Annotated in this window: 13 protein-coding genes; 8 read left to right on the plus strand and 5 right to left on the minus strand. The window is 67.5% G+C overall.

Annotation, left to right across the window (positions count from 1 at the left end; translation table 11 throughout):
* Position 1: 1 nt before the first annotated feature.
* Both cydD and cydC read left to right on the plus strand, forming a co-directional pair.
* Entirely contained in the window at positions 2-1,678 is a 1,677-nt protein-coding gene (gene cydD, locus CXY78_RS19345) for a thiol reductant ABC exporter subunit CydD (protein WP_104090748.1), read from the plus strand.
* Positions 1,671-3,368, plus strand: coding sequence for a thiol reductant ABC exporter subunit CydC (gene cydC, locus CXY78_RS19350; RefSeq protein ID WP_104090749.1), 1,698 nt, complete (start codon positions 1,671-1,673; stop codon positions 3,366-3,368). Before cydD ends, cydC begins: the two co-directional genes overlap by 8 nt.
* 4 nt (positions 3,369-3,372) lie before the next feature.
* Here the strand turns inward: cydC and CXY78_RS19355 are convergent, their stop codons facing one another.
* The gene (locus tag CXY78_RS19355; RefSeq protein WP_092339791.1) at positions 3,373-4,008 is read right to left on the minus strand and encodes a DedA family protein; all 636 of its coding nucleotides are present in this window, start codon (positions 4,006-4,008) and stop codon (positions 3,373-3,375) included.
* A gap of 87 nt (positions 4,009-4,095) precedes the next feature.
* Here CXY78_RS19355 and CXY78_RS19360 point away from each other — a divergent pair, with 87 nt between their 5' ends.
* The 5 genes from CXY78_RS19360 to holA all read left to right on the plus strand — a co-directional run bounded on the left by CXY78_RS19360 (position 4,096) and on the right by holA (position 12,598).
* Positions 4,096-5,532 carry an anthranilate synthase component I family protein gene (locus CXY78_RS19360; protein ID WP_092339792.1) on the plus strand — a complete coding sequence of 479 codons (1,437 nt, stop codon included), beginning with the start codon at positions 4,096-4,098 and terminating at the stop codon, positions 5,530-5,532.
* Positions 5,533-5,629: 97 nt separating this feature from the next.
* Positions 5,630-8,215 carry a leucine--tRNA ligase gene (leuS, locus tag CXY78_RS19365; RefSeq protein ID WP_369827367.1) on the plus strand — a complete coding sequence of 862 codons (2,586 nt, stop codon included), beginning with the start codon at positions 5,630-5,632 and terminating at the stop codon, positions 8,213-8,215.
* A gap of 137 nt (positions 8,216-8,352) precedes the next feature.
* On the plus strand, positions 8,353-9,075 hold the full coding sequence (locus CXY78_RS19370) for a helix-hairpin-helix domain-containing protein (protein ID WP_092339794.1): 723 nt from the start codon (positions 8,353-8,355) through the stop codon (positions 9,073-9,075).
* On the plus strand, positions 9,072-11,504 hold the full coding sequence (locus CXY78_RS19375) for a ComEC/Rec2 family competence protein (protein WP_092339795.1): 2,433 nt from the start codon (positions 9,072-9,074) through the stop codon (positions 11,502-11,504). The genes CXY78_RS19370 and CXY78_RS19375 overlap by 4 nt, the downstream gene beginning before the upstream one ends.
* Before the next feature lie 38 nt (positions 11,505-11,542).
* Positions 11,543-12,598 carry a DNA polymerase III subunit delta gene (gene holA, locus CXY78_RS19380; RefSeq protein WP_134505348.1) on the plus strand — a complete coding sequence of 352 codons (1,056 nt, stop codon included), beginning with the start codon at positions 11,543-11,545 and terminating at the stop codon, positions 12,596-12,598.
* A gap of 15 nt (positions 12,599-12,613) precedes the next feature.
* Here the strand turns inward: holA and CXY78_RS19385 are convergent, their stop codons facing one another.
* The 4 genes from CXY78_RS19385 to CXY78_RS19400 all read right to left on the minus strand — a co-directional run bounded on the left by CXY78_RS19385 (position 12,614) and on the right by CXY78_RS19400 (position 15,827).
* Positions 12,614-13,243 (minus strand): hypothetical protein, encoded by a 630-nt coding sequence (locus tag CXY78_RS19385; protein ID WP_104090751.1) that lies wholly within the window; start codon positions 13,241-13,243, stop codon positions 12,614-12,616.
* 244 nt (positions 13,244-13,487) lie between these two features.
* The gene (gene rpsT / locus CXY78_RS19390; protein ID WP_092339797.1) at positions 13,488-13,751 is read right to left on the minus strand and encodes a 30S ribosomal protein S20; all 264 of its coding nucleotides are present in this window, start codon (positions 13,749-13,751) and stop codon (positions 13,488-13,490) included.
* A gap of 258 nt (positions 13,752-14,009) precedes the next feature.
* Entirely contained in the window at positions 14,010-15,038 is a 1,029-nt protein-coding gene (locus tag CXY78_RS19395; RefSeq protein WP_104090752.1) for a S66 peptidase family protein, read from the minus strand.
* Between the two features lie 60 nt (positions 15,039-15,098).
* Positions 15,099-15,827, minus strand: coding sequence for an alpha/beta fold hydrolase (locus CXY78_RS19400; RefSeq protein WP_104090753.1), 729 nt, complete (start codon positions 15,825-15,827; stop codon positions 15,099-15,101).
* A 115-nt stretch (positions 15,828-15,942) separates the two neighbouring features.
* On the opposite strand from CXY78_RS19400, the gene CXY78_RS19405 reads away from it, so the two are divergent.
* Positions 15,943-17,166, plus strand: a complete 1,224-nt coding sequence (locus CXY78_RS19405) for an amidohydrolase (protein WP_104090755.1) — start codon at positions 15,943-15,945, stop codon at positions 17,164-17,166.
* The last annotated feature ends 34 nt before the right edge of the window (positions 17,167-17,200 follow it).

The raw sequence follows: 17,200 nt of genomic DNA on the forward strand, positions 1-17,200 counted from the left end.
AGTGCGCCCCCTCGATCCTCGCCTTCTTCGTTACGCCCACGCAGCGCGCCGATTTCTTCTGATCGGCGCGCTGCTGGGCTTCGCGCAAACCCTCGTCGTCATCGCGTTCGCCTGGCTGCTGACCCGGGCGATCACGCTCACGGTCGCGGGGGAGCCCCTGAGCACGATCATGCCAACCCTGGCCGCCCTCGCCGGGGTCGTTGTGCTGCGCTCGGTGCTCATCTGGCTGCTCGAAGTGGCGGCCAACCGCGGTGCCGCCCAGGTCAAGAGCCAACTGCGGGCCCGCGTCATGACCAAGCTTGCCGAACGCGGCCCCGACTGGGTCGCCTCCCAGCAGAGCGCTCGCCTGTCGACCGTCGTCACGACCGGTCTCGACGCCCTCGACAACTACTTCGCCCGCTACCTGCCGCAACTGTTGCTGACCATGATCGCCACACCGATCCTGATCGCGGTCATCCTCTGGCAAGACCTCGCGAGCGGCCTCACGGTCATCATCGTGATTCCGCTGATTCCCGTCTTCATGATTCTCATCGGCAAGGTCACCCAGTCGGTGCAGCAGGAACAATGGCAGGCGCTGCAGCGCCTCTCCACCGGATTTCTGGACGTGGTCGGGGGCCTCGGCACCCTCAAGATCTACGGTCGGGAACGACGCCAGTTCGACCGGATCCGTTCCATTACCGAGGAATATCGCACCCGCACCATGAAGGTGCTGCGCGTCTCGTTCCTCAGCGGCTTCGTGCTCGAACTCGCCGCGAGCCTCTCGGTCGCCCTCCTCGCCGTGTCTATCGGCCTGCGGCTCATCGACGGTGCCCTGCTGCTCGGCGTCGGTCTGTTCGTTCTGCTCCTCGCCCCGGAGGCGTTTCTGCCGCTGCGCCAGGTGGGCGCACAGTTTCACGCTGCCGCCGACGGGCTCGCGGCCGCCGAAGAGCTGTTCACCATTCTCGACGATGACTCCATCGCGACGGTCGCGACTGTCTCGACAGCGGATGCCGCGGCCGGCGCCGGTCTCGCAGCACCCCACGCTGGTCAACTCGGGCAGGCAGCCGGCGCCCTTCGTCTGGCGGGTGTCACCGTTCGGCGGGGCGACTCCGTGGTGATCCACCAGTTGCACGCGGATTTTGCCCCCGGCCAGCTGAGCGTGCTGCGCGGAGTCAGCGGGGTCGGCAAGTCGACCCTCGTAGCCGCCCTGCTCGGCTTCGTGCCGTACACCGGCGCCCTCACGCTCGGCGGCGTTGCCGTCACGGCCGGCGCGCCGCGCCCCTGGCTGGCCTGGGCCGGCCAGCGACCGGGCCTGTTCCGCGGAACGGTGGCCGAGAATGTGGCGCTGGGGGCGGCATCCGCTGAACCCGGCCTGATCGTGCAGGCCCTCGACTGGGCGGGAGCCGCCGAGGTGTTGCCCAGCAACGTTCTCGGGGTGAACGGCGACGGGCTCTCCGGCGGCCAGGCGCAACGCGTCGGAGCGGCCCGCGCCATCTACCGTGCGCTGGCGACCGAGTGCCACGTGCTGATTCTCGACGAACCGAGCTCAGCGCTCGACTCCGACGCCGAAGCCGGACTGCTGGCCGGCCTCCGCCACCTCGCCGACCAGGGACGCGTCGTGATCGTCGTCAGTCACCGGCCGGCCGTCGTCGCTGCCGCAGACCACGTGATCGAATTGCAGGAGCTCATCCATGTCTGACGTCACCACGGCTTCCCGCGACGTGCTGCGCCTCGCCCAGCCGCGCCCGCGCTGGTTTGCCCCCGGGCTGCTGGCCGGCATCGGGAGCGCCGTCATGGCCGTGGCGCTGCTCGCCTGCTCAGCCTGGCTGATCACCCGCGCGGCCGAGATGCCCTCGCTGGCGTTTCTCGGCCTGGCCGTCGTGGGCGTGCGCGCATTCGCCATCTTTCGCTCCGTGCTGCGCTACCTGGAACGCCTGACCAGCCACGATGCTGCCTTCCGGCAGCTGGCCGAACTGCGGCTGGGCATCTTTCGCCGCATCGTTCCGGTAGCACCGGCGGGCTTGGCGAGCACCGGTCGCGGCGACCTGCTGACCCGCCTGGTGCGTGACGTCGACGACCTGCAGGACCTCCCACTGCGCGTCCTACAGCCCCTGCTGGTGGCCGGCGTCACCGCGGGACTCAGCGTGATCGGCATCTGGCTGATCCTTCCGCTGGCCGGCCTCACCCTGCTCGTCTGCCTGCTCCTGGCCGGGGTGCTCGGAACCGTGCTGCCTCGCAGCTTGGCCGCTCGGGCCGACCGCGAGCTCGCCCCGCTCCGCGGTGCCCTCGCCGACGAAGTGCTCGAAATCGCCCTGAACCTCGATGTGCTCACCGCCTTCGACGCCCTCAGCCCGCGCCTGGCGCAGCTCGCACGCACCGATGAGCGCCTGCGGCGCGCCACGCTGCGCCGGTCGGCCGGGGTGGGCGTGCAGTCCGCCGTCGTGGCCCTGTTCGCCGGAGCAGCAACGCTCGGCGCGCTCTACTTCGGGATCCCAGCGCTCGAGCGCGGGGGTGGGCTGCTCAGCCCGGACCTGCTCGTGCCCACCCTCGTCGTCGCCGTGCTCGTGCCGATGGCCGTGTTCGAGGTGTTCGGCATGATTCCCCTCGCGGCCGGGGCCTGGCGTCAGGTCCGGGTCAGCGCGCGTCGCGTCGCCGACGTCGTTCCGCAGGCTGTGCCCGCCGAAATTCCCGTCGACGTGGTGAACCCGCAGGAGCTTTTTTCTCCCGACCAGGCCCTCGGCCCGGTCGTACTGGAACTGACCGATCTAGGCGCGCGCTGGCCCGGCCAGGTCGACGCTGCTGTGGCCGGCGTGAGCCTGCGACTCGCGCCGGGGGACCGCGTGCACCTTGCCGGCCCAAGCGGCGCCGGCAAGACGACTCTCGCCCAGACGCTCGTGCGCTTTCTGGATTACACCGGTTCCTACCGGCTGAACGGGGTCGAGGCGCGCCTGCTGGCCCAGGATGAGGTGCGACGCGTGGTCGGACTGTGCGAGCAGCGACCCTGGTTGTTTGACGACAGCATCCGTCAGAATTTGCTGTTTGCCCGCGACACGGCCACTGACGCCGAACTCGAGGCTGTGCTCGCCCGCGTCGGCCTGGCCGTGTGGGCTGCCCAGCGCGGCGGACTCGAGGCCCGTGTGGGCGAGCGCGGCGCGCTCGTCTCCGGTGGACAGGCCCAGCGCATCGCCCTCGCCCGGGCCCTGCTGGCCGATTTTCCGGTGCTTATCGTCGACGAGCCCACGGCCAACGTCGACAGTGCGGGGGCGGATGCCCTCGTGCGCGACATTCTGACGGCCGCCGCCGACGCGCACCGTGCCGTGCTGCTCATTTCGCACACCCCCGTACCGGACGAGCTCGTAACAGCGCGGGTGACCCTGCCGGGCCGATAAGACGTCAGTCCATGTGGCGCTGTTCGCGTCGGTGCAGCCACTTCTTGATCAGGAACACCGCCAGGACGAACAGCGCGATCACGCCGACGAACAGGTAGCCGGCGAAGTGCAGCCGGCCGCTCAGCTCGCGGTAACCGCCGGCCGCCGCCGACCCCACGCTGACATAGGCGAGGGACCAGATGACGCAGGCCGGCACGGTCCAGGCCATGAAGGTTCGGTAGCGCATGCGGCTCGCGCCGACGGTAACCGGAATCAGTGAGTGCAGCACCGGAAGAAATCGGGAGATGAACACGGCGACACCGCCGCGCCGGTCGAGGTAATTCTCGGCGCGAATCCAGTTAGGTTCGCCGATACGTCGGCCGAGTCTGCTGCCGCGAATGAACGGTCCGAAGTGATGTCCGAGGGCAAAGCCGATGCTTTCCCCGGCCAGGGCGCCGACGATCACGGCCGCTACAAGCGTGATGAACTCGACCGGGCCGTCGACCGCCGTGCTGGCCACAATGACGATCGTGTCGCCGGGAACGACAAGTCCCACCAGCACCGAAGTCTCCAGGAGCATGCCCAAAAAGGCCAGAAGCGTTCGAATGACCGGGTCGACGCCGGAGACGGTGTCGAGGATCCACGTGAGGATGTCATTCATTTCGCCCAGCCTACGTGCTCGGCGCGATTCAACAAGTCGCGCTGGCCGCCTTCGGGTACGGGCACCGCGCAAAGCTAGGCTGTTCTGGTGACCGGCCCCGTGCAGAGCAGACTCCTAAGCAGCTGGACGGACCCCGCGACGGCTTTTGCGGCCCTCTATTCCGACGCTCCCTACGCGTTCTGGCTCGATGCCGGCCCGGGCGCTCGCACCGGTGTCAGCTACCTCGGCGCAGCCTCGCCCCGCTCCCGGTTCGTGATCGCGTCGGTGATCGAGGGAACGGTCACGTCCGTCTTTCCAGCGGATGCTGCGCCGCCGGTCGTCACACACGAGACCGTTTTCGAGTTCCTCCGCCGCGACCTGGCCGATGATGAAACGTCGAGCCTCTCTGGGATCGAGGGGTTCGACCTCGGCTGGGTCGGCTGGCTCGGCTACGAACTCGGCGCGCACACTGTCGGCACGCCCGTGCACGAATCGCGCTACCCGGATGCTGCCCTGCTGGAGGTCGACCGGATGATCCGGTTCGACCACGACTCCCGCACCGTGACGCTTGTGGCGAGCCGGGGCGCGGATGATTCGAGTTCGGCCGATCCCAACTCGGTCGTGACCGAGTGGTTCGACCAGACCGCCGCAGCACTGGCGGCGAGCCCGCGCGGGCCGGCGGCGGCCCGCGCGGCCGTACCCCGGGCATCCGCCGCTTCACCGCACTGGAGGCACGACGAAACCGAGTATGCCGCGCTGATCGAGACCTGTTTGTCGGCCATCCACGATGGCGACGCATACCAGTTGTGCCTGACCAATGAGATTCGGGTGCCGGGCCAGTGGCACCCGATCGAGACCTACGACGTGCTGCGGGCCGGCAGCCCCAGCCACCACGGCGGCGTGCTGCGCTTCGGTGACCTGGCGCTGCTCAGCGCGAGTCCGGAGCAGTTTTTGCACGTGGGCCGGGATCGACGCGTGCGTACCAAGCCGATCAAGGGCACGAGGCCGCGCTCGAAGGAGCCCGACGAGGACGAGCGGCTGAAAGTCGAACTTGCCCAGAGCGACAAGGAACGTGCCGAGAACCTGATGATCGTCGATCTCATGCGCAACGACCTCGGACGCATCGCCGAGCTCGGCACCGTGGCGGTGTCCAGCCTGCTCGCGGTGGAGAGCTACCCACACGTGCACCAGCTGGTCAGCACCATCGAAGCGCTTCTGTCACCGGGCGTCACGGTGGTCGACGCCATCCAAGCGTGCTTTCCGGCCGGGTCCATGACGGGCGCACCGAAGCGGAGCGCGATGACCATTCTGGACTCGCTGGAGACCGGGCCGCGGGGCGTCTACTCCGGGGCGTTCGGCTATGTCGGGCACGGCGGCGTCGCCGACCTGGCCATCGTCATCCGCAGTATCGTGCTCGATTCGTGCTGGGCCAGCATCGGCACGGGCGGCGGAATCACGGCCCTCTCCAACGCCGCCGACGAGATCGAGGAGACCCGAATCAAGGCGGCCGCCCTGCTTGCGAGCCTCGGTGTCGCCTGGCCCTAGTAATCTAGACCTTGTACACGTGCGCTTCGTCGCGCGTGCGCCCGAGCGAATGCTCCCGCATCGATCATGTTCAACCCCTGCAATGAATGAGAGTCACGTGGCACACGAGCACGAAAGCCTACGCATTGACGCGCGCGATGAGAGCAGCGAAGAAGTGTACGACTTCGCGGCGATCCAGGCGAAGTGGCAACCCATCTGGGAAGAGTTGGCCCCGTTCAAGACGAGCGGCGAGGGTGACACCCGTCCGCGCAAATTCGTGCTCGACATGTTCCCGTACCCCTCGGGCGACCTGCACATGGGCCACGCCGAGGTCTACGCGCTCGGAGACGTCGTCGCCCGCTACTGGCGCCACCAGGGCTTCAACGTGCTGCACCCGATCGGCTGGGACTCCTTCGGGCTACCCGCCGAGAACGCCGCCATCAAGCGCGGCATCGACCCGCGCGGCTGGACCTACGACAACATCGCGCAGCAGAAGAAGAGCATGAAGCTCTACGCGACCAGCTTCGACTGGGATCGCGAACTGCACACGAGCGACCCCGAGTACTACAAGTGGACCCAGTGGCTGTTCCTGCAGCTCTACAAGAAGGGCCTGGCCTACCGCAAGGACAGCTGGGTCAACTGGGACCCGATCGACCAGACCGTGCTCGCCAACGAGCAGGTGCTGGCCGACGGCACGAGCGACCGCAGTGGCGCCGTCGTGGTCAAGAAGAAGCTCACCCAGTGGTACTTCAAGATCACCGACTACGCCGACCGCCTGTTGGATGACCTCAACCAGCTCGAGGGCACCTGGCCGGCCAAGGTGCTCAACATGCAGCGCAACTGGATCGGCCGCTCCATCGGAGCGGATGTCGACTTTGCGATCGAGGGCCGCACCGAGCGCGTCACCGTGTTCACGACCAGGCCCGATACGCTGTTCGGCGCGACTTTCATGGTCGTCGCCCCCGATTCGGATCTCGCCGCCGAACTGGTGGCCGACTCCTCACCTGCGGTGCAGGAAGGCTTCCAGGAGTACCTCGTGCAGGTGCAGCGCAGTACCGAGATCGAACGTCAGGCCACCGACCGGCCCAAGACCGGCGTGTTCCTCGGCCGCTACGCGACCAACCCGGTCAACGGCGAACGCCTGCCCATCTGGGCGGCCGACTACGTGCTGGCCGATTACGGCACCGGGGCGATCATGGCCGTGCCGGCGCACGACCAGCGCGACCTCGACTTCGCCCGCGCGTTCGACCTGCCCGTGCGGGTCGTCGTCGACACCAATTCTCCGGCCACCGGCATGATCCCGGTGATCACCCAGGGCATGATCGACGGCACCGAGGAGCTGCCCTCGCTCGACCCGCTCAGCACCGGCATCGCCTTGGCCGGTGAAGGCCGGCTGATCAACTCGGGCCCGCTCAACGGCCTGAGCAAGATCACCGCGATCAAGCGCATCGTCGAGCAGCTCGCCGCCGACGGCTTGGGCCGCGCGGCCAAAAACTATCGTCTGCGCGACTGGCTGGTCTCCCGCCAGCGCTACTGGGGCGCTCCGATCCCGATCATCCATGGCGCCGACGGCACCGAGATCCCGGTGCCCGAAGACCAGCTGCCGGTGCTGCTGCCGCCCGCTGAGGGCCTCGACCTGAAGCCGCGGGGCACCTCACCGCTCGGCGGAGCGACCGACTGGGTCAATGTGCCCAACCCGATCGACGGCACGCCAGCCCGCCGCGATGCCGACACCCTGGACACCTTCGTCGACAGCTCCTGGTACTTCCTCCGGTTCCTGAACCCGCAGGACGACACCAAGGCCTTCGACCCGAAGGAGGCCGAGAAGTGGGCGCCGGTCGACCAGTATGTCGGCGGGGTCGAGCACGCCATTTTGCATCTGCTATACGCGCGCTTCATCACAAAGTTTCTGTTTGATGAGGGCTATGTGAGCTTCACCGAGCCGTTTACCGCGCTGCTCAACCAGGGCATGGTCATTCTCGACGGCGCCAAGATGAGTAAGAGTAAGGGCAACCTGGTCTACTTCACCGAGGAAATCGAACGCCACGGCGTCGACGCCGTTCGCCTGACGATGGCCTTCGCCGGCCCGCCGGAAGACGATATCGACTGGTCCGACGTGTCCCCGGTCGGCTCGGCCAAGTTTCTGGCCCGCGCCTGGCGCGTTGCCCGCGACGTCACCAGTGCCCCCGACGTGGAATGGAAGACGGGCGACCTCACCCTGCGCCGCGTCACCCACCGCTTCCTCTCCGATGCGCCTGGCCTGGTCGAATCGTTCAAGTTCAACGTGGTCGTCGCTCGACTGATGGAACTGGTCAACGCCACCCGCAAGGTCATCGACACCGGCGCCGGGCCGGCGGATGCCGCCGTGCGCGAAGCCGCCGAGGCCACCGCCATGGCGCTGAACCTGTTCGCCCCCTACACAGCTGAGGACATGTGGGCTCACCTCGGCTACGAGCCGTGCATCGCCCTCGTGCCGTGGCGCAAGGCCGAACAGACCCTGCTCGTGCAGGAGTCGGTGACGGCGGTCGTTCAGGTGGACGGCAAGATGCGCACCCTTCTCGAAGTCTCGCCGAAAATCTCCAGCGAAGACCTCGAGAAAATGGCGCGGGACGCGGCCGCGGTCATCCGATCGATCGGTGATCGCGAGATCATCAAGGTGATCGTGCGCGTGCCGAAGCTCGTCTCGTTCGTCACTCGCCCGTAGCGGTCAGCGACATACCGGCCCCGGTCGATCCGGCCTGACCGGTCAGGGCCTTCTCCACAGGGCTGCCCTTGGCCGGGCTGTGCACAGATCGGGTGACCGGCGGCAAGTGGATTCTGCGCGCGGCCTAGCCTGCCATCATGCAGCCCGACCGTTCCCCCTTCGACCTGGAGCGCCTCGCCCCCGCTGCCCGCGGGCGCCCCCGCCTTCGGGTCGGCGTCGGTGCGGCCGTTGTGTTGCTGCTGCTCGCCCTCGTCGTGGCCGTCATCGTGTCGGCCATCGGCCAGCAGGCCGGTCAGCGCACGGTCGGTACGGGATCGGTATCGATTCCGTCGGGTTCGACCTCAACCTTTGCGCCGTTCGACGCGGGTGCGAGTCCGGCACCTACCGATACCGGCGCGGGCGCTGGCGGGGGCGGCGCCATCATTTTCGTGCACGTCCTCGGAGCAGTGGCCCAGCCCGGACTGTTCCAGCTGCACGATGGTGCCCGGGTGATGGATGCGATTGCCGCTGCCGGCGGTTTGACCGCCGAGGCCGATCCGGCCGGAGTGAACCTGGCCCGCATCGTCGGTGATGGCGAACAGTTCTACGTTCCCCGGCAGGGCGAGGTGCCACCGGCGCTCCCGGCGGCAGGCGGGACCGGAGGAGGCGGCGGGGGTGGTGCCCCAGCGGCCAAGGTGAACCTCAACACGGCCACGGTGGCCGACTTGGATTCCCTGCCCCGCATCGGCCCTACTATGGCGCAGCGCATCATCGACTACCGCACCAAGAACGGCCGGTTCGCCAGCGTCGATGGGCTCCGCGACGTCACCGGGATTGGTGACAAAACCTTCGAGGCTCTCAAAGACCTCATCACGGTATGAGCCTCGACCTGCGGCTGGCGGTTCCGGCCCTCGCCGTATGGCTGACGGCCGGCCTCCTGATTGGAACTCCCGAGGCGGTCGGGGTCGTTGCTGTGACGCTCTGGCTGCTCGCCGGCGGCTGCACCGCCCTACTCGTCCTCAGTCGGATGCCGCGGCGCGGCCAATGGCCGGGGGCGCCGCGGGCCGGGCGGTGGCAGACCCTCGGTGGCACCCTGGTGCTCTGCTGTACCGGCGCCGCGCTCGTGGCCACCGCCGTCGGTGTCTGGGCACCGGTGCGACTGCCATCCGAGGTGCGGGGCGCTGCCGAATCGCACGCGACGATCACGGCCACCATCACCGTGTGGTCAGTTCCGGTGGCGGCCAAGGCGTTCATCGGCAGCGGAACTTCGGGGCGGGTACGCTTTAAGGCCACGCTCACGCAGCTTGAGAGCCGGGGCGAGACCACGCCCGTCTCGAGCCCGGTCGTGGTCTTTGCCGAAGCGTCCCGGAGCGGGGCTGAACCAGAGATCGGTTCGAGCCTCGTGGTGCGCGGCACGCTGCGCACGACCGAACCGGGCGATGCCACGGTCGCCCTGCTGTTTGTGAACGAAACGGCGCGCGGTGTCGCCCCGCCGCCGTGGTGGTTGCAGTGGGCCAACGAGTTGCGGGCCCGGTTCAAGACAGCGGCGACGAGCCTCGCCGGCGACGGGGGAAACCTGCTGCCCGGCCTGGCTATCGGTGACACGAGCGCGGTCAGCCCCGGCCTGGATACCGCGATGAAAACCAGCTCACTCAGCCACCTCACCGCGGTATCCGGAGCTAATTGTGCCATCGTCATCGCCTCCATCATGCTGCTCGGTGGCTACCTCCGGCTGCGTCGTTCCTGGCGCATCGCATTGTCGCTGCTGACCCTGCTCGGTTTCACCATCCTGGTCACACCGGAGCCGAGCGTGCTGCGCTCGGCGGTCATGGCCACTCTCACCCTGGTCTCGATCGGTGCCGGTCGCCCAGGGCGCGGCCTGCCGACCTTGCTCGTCGTTGTCATCGCCCTGTTGGTGAGCGATCCGTGGCTGGCCCGCAACTACGGTTTCGCACTCTCGGTACTCGCAACGGCCGGGCTGTTACTCCTCGCCGGTCCCCTCGCACGCGTTCTGGCCCAGTGGATGCCGTCTGCACTCGCCGCGATCATCGCGATTCCCCTGGCCGCCCAACTGGCCTGCCAGCCCGTGCTGATTCTGCTGAACCCGAGCCTGCCGCTGTACGGAGTTCCTGCGAACATTCTCGCCGGTCCGGCCGCGCCGATTGCGACGGTGGTCGGGCTGATCGCCTGCCTGATGTTGCCGCTCCTGCCGGGCGTTGCCGCGGGCCTGCTCGCCGTGGCCTGGCTGCCGTCGGCCTGGATCGCCGCGGTCGCCCAGACGGTGTCGATGCTGCCCGGCACCCGGCTGCCCTGGCCCGGCGGTGCACCCGGCGTGCTGTTGCTCGCGGTCGTCACGGTGCTCACCCTCGTGGTCGTGCTGCGTGGCCGGGCCGCCACTCCGGCCCGCTGGCCGGCCGCGGTACTGGTCGTGCTACTCATCGGCCTGGGCGGTTACGCCGGGTCGCTCATCGGAACCGGCATCGGCCGTGTCGTCTCCTTCCCGCCCGACTGGCAGATCGCCGCCTGCGACATCGGCCAGGGTGACGCCGTCGTCGTGCGGGACGGCGATCAGTACGGACTCGTCGACGTCGGGCCGGACCCTAAACTACTTTCCGCCTGCCTCGGCACCCTCGGCATCAGTCGCATCAACCTACTCGTGCTCACTCACTACGACCTCGATCACATCGGCGGAGTCGACGCCGTGATCGGACGGGTGGACACCGCGCTGGTCGGCGTGCCGGAGAATGCCCAGGACGTAAGCCTGCACGAGCGGCTCGCCGCGGGCGGTGCCGCCGTTCGGCAGGCCGCGCGCGGCGATTCCGGTAACCTGGGCAGCCTCACCTGGAACATTCTCTGGCCTATTCGGGGAGCGACGACGATGCAGGTGGGCAACCCGGGAAGTGTCACGATCATGTTCGACGGGCGGGGCATCCGTTCTATCTTTCTCGGCGATCTCGGGCAGGAGGCGCAGGATGGCCTGCGTCGCGCATCATCGCCCGGCCGGGTCGATGTGGTGAAGGTCGCGCATCACGGCTCGGCCGATCAAAGCCCCGAACTGTATGCGGAGCTGCGGGCGCGGGTGGGGCTGATCTCGGTGGGGGTGAAGAACACCTATGGGCATCCGACCGAGAAACTGCTGAATATTCTCGCTTCGGTGGGCACGCTGTCGGTGCGCACCGATCGGGAGGGGATAGCGGTGGTCGCTCCGGGGCCGGGCGGCACGCTCGTGCTCTGGACCGAGAAGGTCGCCGACCATGGTCCGCCGGCGAACCCCACGCCGGCTGCCGAGAGCGTCGGTGGTGCGGGATAGGCTTGGTCGACAGCCGCACGAAACCCAAGGAGATCGCTTTGGCCGCACGACCCGCCACGACCGGTTCCCGGTCCGGAAAGGCTGCCCCGGCCCGCCCCAATAAGGGCACCGTCATTCCCCAGTTGGGCTGGCATCAGGTGCGTCCGGCACCGATCGTGCTCGTCTCCGGCACCGAAACGTTCCTCGCCGAGCGATCCATCCGCCAGCTGCGCGACTTTCTCAAGCTGGAAGACCCCAGCCTGGAAATCAGCGATGTGCAGGCCGACAGCTATGCGCCCGGTGAGCTGCTCACCCTGGCGAGCCCGTCGCTGTTCGGTGAGCCCCGCCTGATTCGGGTCAGCAACGTCGAGAAGTGCAGCGACACTTTTATGGCTGAAGCGCTCGACTACCTCGAGAACCCGGCCGACGACACCTATGTCGTGCTGCGGCACGGTGGGGGAGTGCGCGGCAAGAAGCTGCTCGATACCATTCGCAGCGGACTCGGCGGTGCCATCGAAATCGTCTGCACCGAGCTGAAGAAAGACACCGAGAAGTACGAATTCGCGACCAACGAGTTCAAGGCGGCGGGCAAGCGCGTCACGGCCAGCGCCCTGCGTCAGCTCGTCGCGGCCTTCTCCGACGACTTGGCCGAACTCTCGGCCGCCTGCCAGCAGCTCATTTCGGATGCGACCAGCGAGGTCACCGAGACCACGGTCGACCGGTACTACGGCGGTCGGGTAGAAACGAACGCCTTCAAGGTCGCCGACTGGGCCATTGCCGGTCGCAACGGTGAGGCGCTGGTCACCCTGCGGCACGCGCTGAGTTCCGGGGCGGATCCGGTACCGATCGTCGCGGCGTTCGCCATGAAGATCCGCACCATGGCCAAGGTATTCGGCGCCAGGGGCGGGTCGGCGCAGCTCGGCGCTCAGTTCGGCCTCGCTCCGTGGCAGGTGGAACGCGCGCAAAAAGACCTGCGCGGCTGGAGCGATGAGGGTCTGGCGCGCTGCATCCTCATGCTGGCCGAAACGGATGCCGCGGTGAAGGGTGCCGGGCGCGACCCGGTCTTCGCCCTCGAACGCCTGATCGGCGTCATCGCCCGTCGCGGCGAGGAGTAATCCGGTTCTTTTCCCTCAGCGGTCGTCGGCGTCCGCGACCGTGATGGTGGAGCGGTTCAGGTAGAGCCAGACTCCGTGCTGAAAGCTCGGGTTGCCACAGACCCGGCTGGCAACCCACACCGGCAGCAGGGTTGACGAACTGGCCAGATCGGTCGGTTTGGCCAGGGCCTCGAACGAGGACGGCAGGCTCGGGCAGTACTCCAGCTGCACCCGGCCGGTGACCTCGGAGAACTGCACCGAGACTGGTCGTTCGGCCGGGGGTGCCAGAATGCGCAGCGCCCCGAGTCCGGCAATCGCCATCACGGCAGCGATAGCGAACACGGCACCGAACCCCGACAGCGAGCGAATGCGTCGAATCGTTCGCGCTGCCCGGTCGACTTCCAAATCCGAGCTGATCGAGCGGGCAGTGGCAATCGATGCCGCAAGGTAGAACGTGATTCCAATAAGTAGAAGCGCGATCGAGGCCAGTGCGAGGAACAGCTGGGTGCGAGTAGCGCCGGAAACATCTTCGCCCGTGTTGAGTGCCAGCCACACGGCAACGGCGAGGGCGGCGGCGCAAAGCAGCGCGGCCAGAAACCGAGCGTGTGCGCGTCGATGGGGGCCGCTGCTATCGGGGATCAAACTGGCCGGTGGGGTGCTCTTCACCGCGTCAGTCTAGTGGGGTCGCTCGCACCATCCCGCTCGCCGCCAGCAGGATCATTCGGGGTGTGTCGCACGAGCGCACAGCGGTCACCGGTCGGGTTCGTTCGGGTGCGGGTTGAACCGGCCGGGCTCGGCTGAGTGCAGAAAACCCCCGCCATGATGGCGGGGGTTTTCTGTGCGACGAGGGGCGGCATCCGCTCTGTGCGAGCCGACGCGGTTACCGACGTGCGGGTGGAGCCAGAACGGATCAGACGAGTGCGGAAACGGCCTTCGCGATGGCCGACTTCTTGTTCGCAGCCTGGTTCTGGTGGATGACACCCTTGCTGACGGCCTTGTCGAGCTTCTTGGAAGCAAAGGCGAGACCGACGACGGCCTTATCCTTGTCGCCAGCGGCAATCGCGGTGCGAGTCGCGCGAATCGCGGACTTGAACTCGCTCTTAACGGCCTTGTTGCGCTCCTGGGCCTTCTTGTTGGTGCCAATTCGCTTGATCTGCGACTTGATATTTGCCACGTTTTTACGCTTTCGTTAGATTTTGTATGGACAGCCGCGAAAGCGGTAGAGGGCGCTCGAACGGCGAAAATCGTGCGGGGTGGGACCCAACACGCAAGCCAACCGCTAACGCTACCAGCAATCGTCCCGACCCCCAAACCGACTGCGCCTCCGCGCGCGAATACCTCGTGAGCGGATGACCGCCCCCGATATGGGTGCGCGCTACGCCGGCTTACCGTAGCGACTGCCCGTATCGGGCGCACCCATGCCGATGCCGCGCTACCGCAGGGACTGCTGCAGAAACTGCTCAGTCTCCGTGAAGACTAGCCGGCCAAGTGCTCCGTTGACGATGGGCAATTGCGGCGGGACGTGCCCGCATTCGACGTTTCCGATGATGGGAAGACCGAGCGTACCCAGGGCGTCCAGCACGGCCTCCAACTGCGTCAGCGTGGGGGAGTCCTTCGCTCCGGTCCGGCCCACGAGCACGGCGGCCGCTCCGTCGAAGAAGCCGGCCAGTCGCATCCCGTGCAGGTATCGGCAGATGGCGGTCGCCTCGTCACCGGCGGCCTCGATGTAGACGAGGGTGGCGATATCCGTTTCTCCGCGCAAGCGGGACATGTCGGCGTAGCGCGTTCCGGCGAGGTTGGCCATCGTTTCGATGCAGCCGCCGATCAATCGCCCGGTTACATCGACGGGGCCGGTGCCAGCGTCGAGGCGCGCCCACCGGCCGCGGCCGTTCCAGGCCTGCTCGGTGACGTCAGGGTCGGCAGACCAATCATCCCGGTCGTTCAGGCGGTGTACATTCGGCGACGACTGGTGAAAGGACGCGCCAACGGGCTGTCGTGCGATCTCGAGCCAGTGCACCAGGGACGCCGGTGTCGCATAGGGCGTATCCATGAGGTTGCTGCCGTGAATGGTGGCCATTCCGGTGAGGAGCGTGATCGGCGTGAGCAGCGTGGAGATGTCCGAATAGCCGACGATCCAGGTTGGATCAGCGGCGGCGATGGCATCGAAATCCAGGTGCGCGATGAGATCGATCGCCGTCTCGCCGCCCCAGGGCGGCACGATAGCGCGCACTCGTGGGTCGAGGAGCATCCGCATGAACTCGGCGGCGCGCTGCTCCACCGGCGCGCTGATATGGGTCGCGCCGTCCAGACACTCACCGACATCAACCTGGAATCCCTGGTCCTTCAACCCCTGAATCGCGAAGTCCAGCCGCGCCCGAAGCCGTTCGGGGACACCGCTCGACGGCGCCGTAACTCCGATCAGGTCGCCGGCAACGAGTGGTCGGGGATAGCGGATGTCCATCACTCGATAGTCGCAGGTCGGCCCGCCCCACGTCCACCACTGCGAGCGGATGCCGCAGCCTCAGTCCGCCCGCCACACTTGCTCGGCGACCCGCAGCAGGATCGCCGTGAACCGCTCCGGCTGGGCCAGGCTCGACAGGTGCGTCGCCCCCGGCACCACAACGACCTCCCCGTTTCGGCAGGCCGCGAGAAAGCGCCGTTCGTTCAGCCGAAAATGATCGAGGGCACCGTTGACCAGCCAGATCGGGCCCGGATACGCCGCCAGGCTCGTCAGAGGAGTCAGTGTCGAGGTCGCGCGCAGCCCGGCATCCATTACGTCGAGCGCCGCTCCGCCGGCGAGTACATCGCGCGCGCCCGCCGCGGGCAGAAGCCGGCGCGCCATGGTTTCGTGCAGCCACAGCCCTCGATCGGGCAGGCGATGAATTGAACGGGCCAGCAGTCGATACCCCTGAAGCAGCGGGCCTTTCGGAACGGCGCTGCAACCGGCGGCGACGAGTCCGGCCACGCGGTCGGGGTGACGGGCAGCGTAAGCCACGGCGTAATAACCGCCGAGCGACAGCCCTACGAGCAGTACCCGGCCACCGAGCGCCTCCACCCCGGCGTCGATGGCGGCGAGCGCGGCCGACACTGTGAAGGGCTCATTCATGCGCTGCCCGTGACCGGGCAAATCGATCGCCAGCACGGGATACCCGGCTGCCCGCAGCTTCTGCTCCTGAAAACGCCACATCGTGGCCGACGCGCGAATGCCGTGCACGAGCAGAACCGGCACACGGGCCGCGGGAATCTCCATGGCGTGAGCCTAGTCAGCCGCGGCGACAGTCGGCTGGGCACCGCCGGGACGCAGGACGCCTGGCGATCCTCGATCGGGCCGCCGGGCTTCCAAGCACCATGTTTAGGGTAGAACCATGACTATTGCTCCCGCGTCCACCCTGACCGCCATCATCAACGCTTACGTCGTACCGGTTGTCGGCGACCCCATCCCGAACGGCACAGTGCTGATTGAGAACGGCAAGATCACCGCGATCGGCGCCGACCTGACCGTTCCGCCCGCAGCGCGAATCATCGACGCGACCGGCAAATGGGTGCTTCCCGGCTTCATCGAAGCGCATGGGCACGTTGGTATCCACGAAGAGGCAAATGGATGGGCCGGCGATGACACCAACGAGATGACCGGCCCGAATATGGCCGCGGTTCGCGCCATCGACGCCATCAACATTGACGACGAAGGTTTTCGTGACGCACTCTCCGGCGGAGTCACCACGGTCGTCGTCAAGCCTGGCTCCGGCAACCCGATCGGCGGCCAGTCGGTCGCGATCAAGAGCTGGGGCGGTCGCACCATTGACGAGCAGGTGATCAGCGACTCGGTGAGCATCAAGAGCGCCCTCGGCGAGAACCCGAAGCGGGTCTACGGCGACAAGAAGCAGACCCCGAGCACCCGCCTCGGCGTGAGCCTGATCATTCGGCAGGCCTTCGTCGACGCCCAGAACTATGTGACGGCGCGCGATGCCGCCGCCGAGAAGGGCGACACCTTCACCCGCGACCTCGGCAAGGAGGCCCTCGCCCGGGTGCTCTCCGGCGAACTGGCCTGGGACCAGCACGTGCACCGCCACGACGACATTGTCACGGCCATCCGTTTGGCCGAAGAATTCGGCTACCGCCTCGTGATCAATCACGGCACCGAGGGCCACAAGATCGCCGACGTGCTGGCCGAGAAGAAGATTCCGGTCATCTTCGGACCCATGCTCACCGCGCGTACCAAGGTGGAACTCCGCGACAGGGCGATCGGCAACCTCGCCGTGCTCGCCGCCGCCGGCGTGCTCGTCGCCATCACGACCGACCACCCCGTCGTTCCGGTGAACTTTCTCGTGCACCAGGCGTCCCTCGCTGTGAAGGAGGGACTGCCGGTGCAGACCGCGCTCGAGGCTCTCACCGTCAACCCGGCCGTCATCCTCGGGCTCGACAGCCGGGTCGGCTCCCTCAGCGTCGGCCTCGACGCCGACGTCGTGATCTGGTCGGGCGACCCGCTCGACCTCGGTTCGCGCGCCGAACTCGTGCTCATCGCCGGCACCCCGGTCTACCGCTACAGCGACGGCTTCGGCCAGGTCGTCGAGCGAGCCAACCGCGCCTAATTTTTCTTGAGCAGGAGTGTCGATTCCGGCCTGT

The organism is Cryobacterium sp. N19 (assembly GCF_002929595.1).
Lineage (GTDB): Bacteria > Actinomycetota > Actinomycetes > Actinomycetales > Microbacteriaceae > Cryobacterium > Cryobacterium flavum.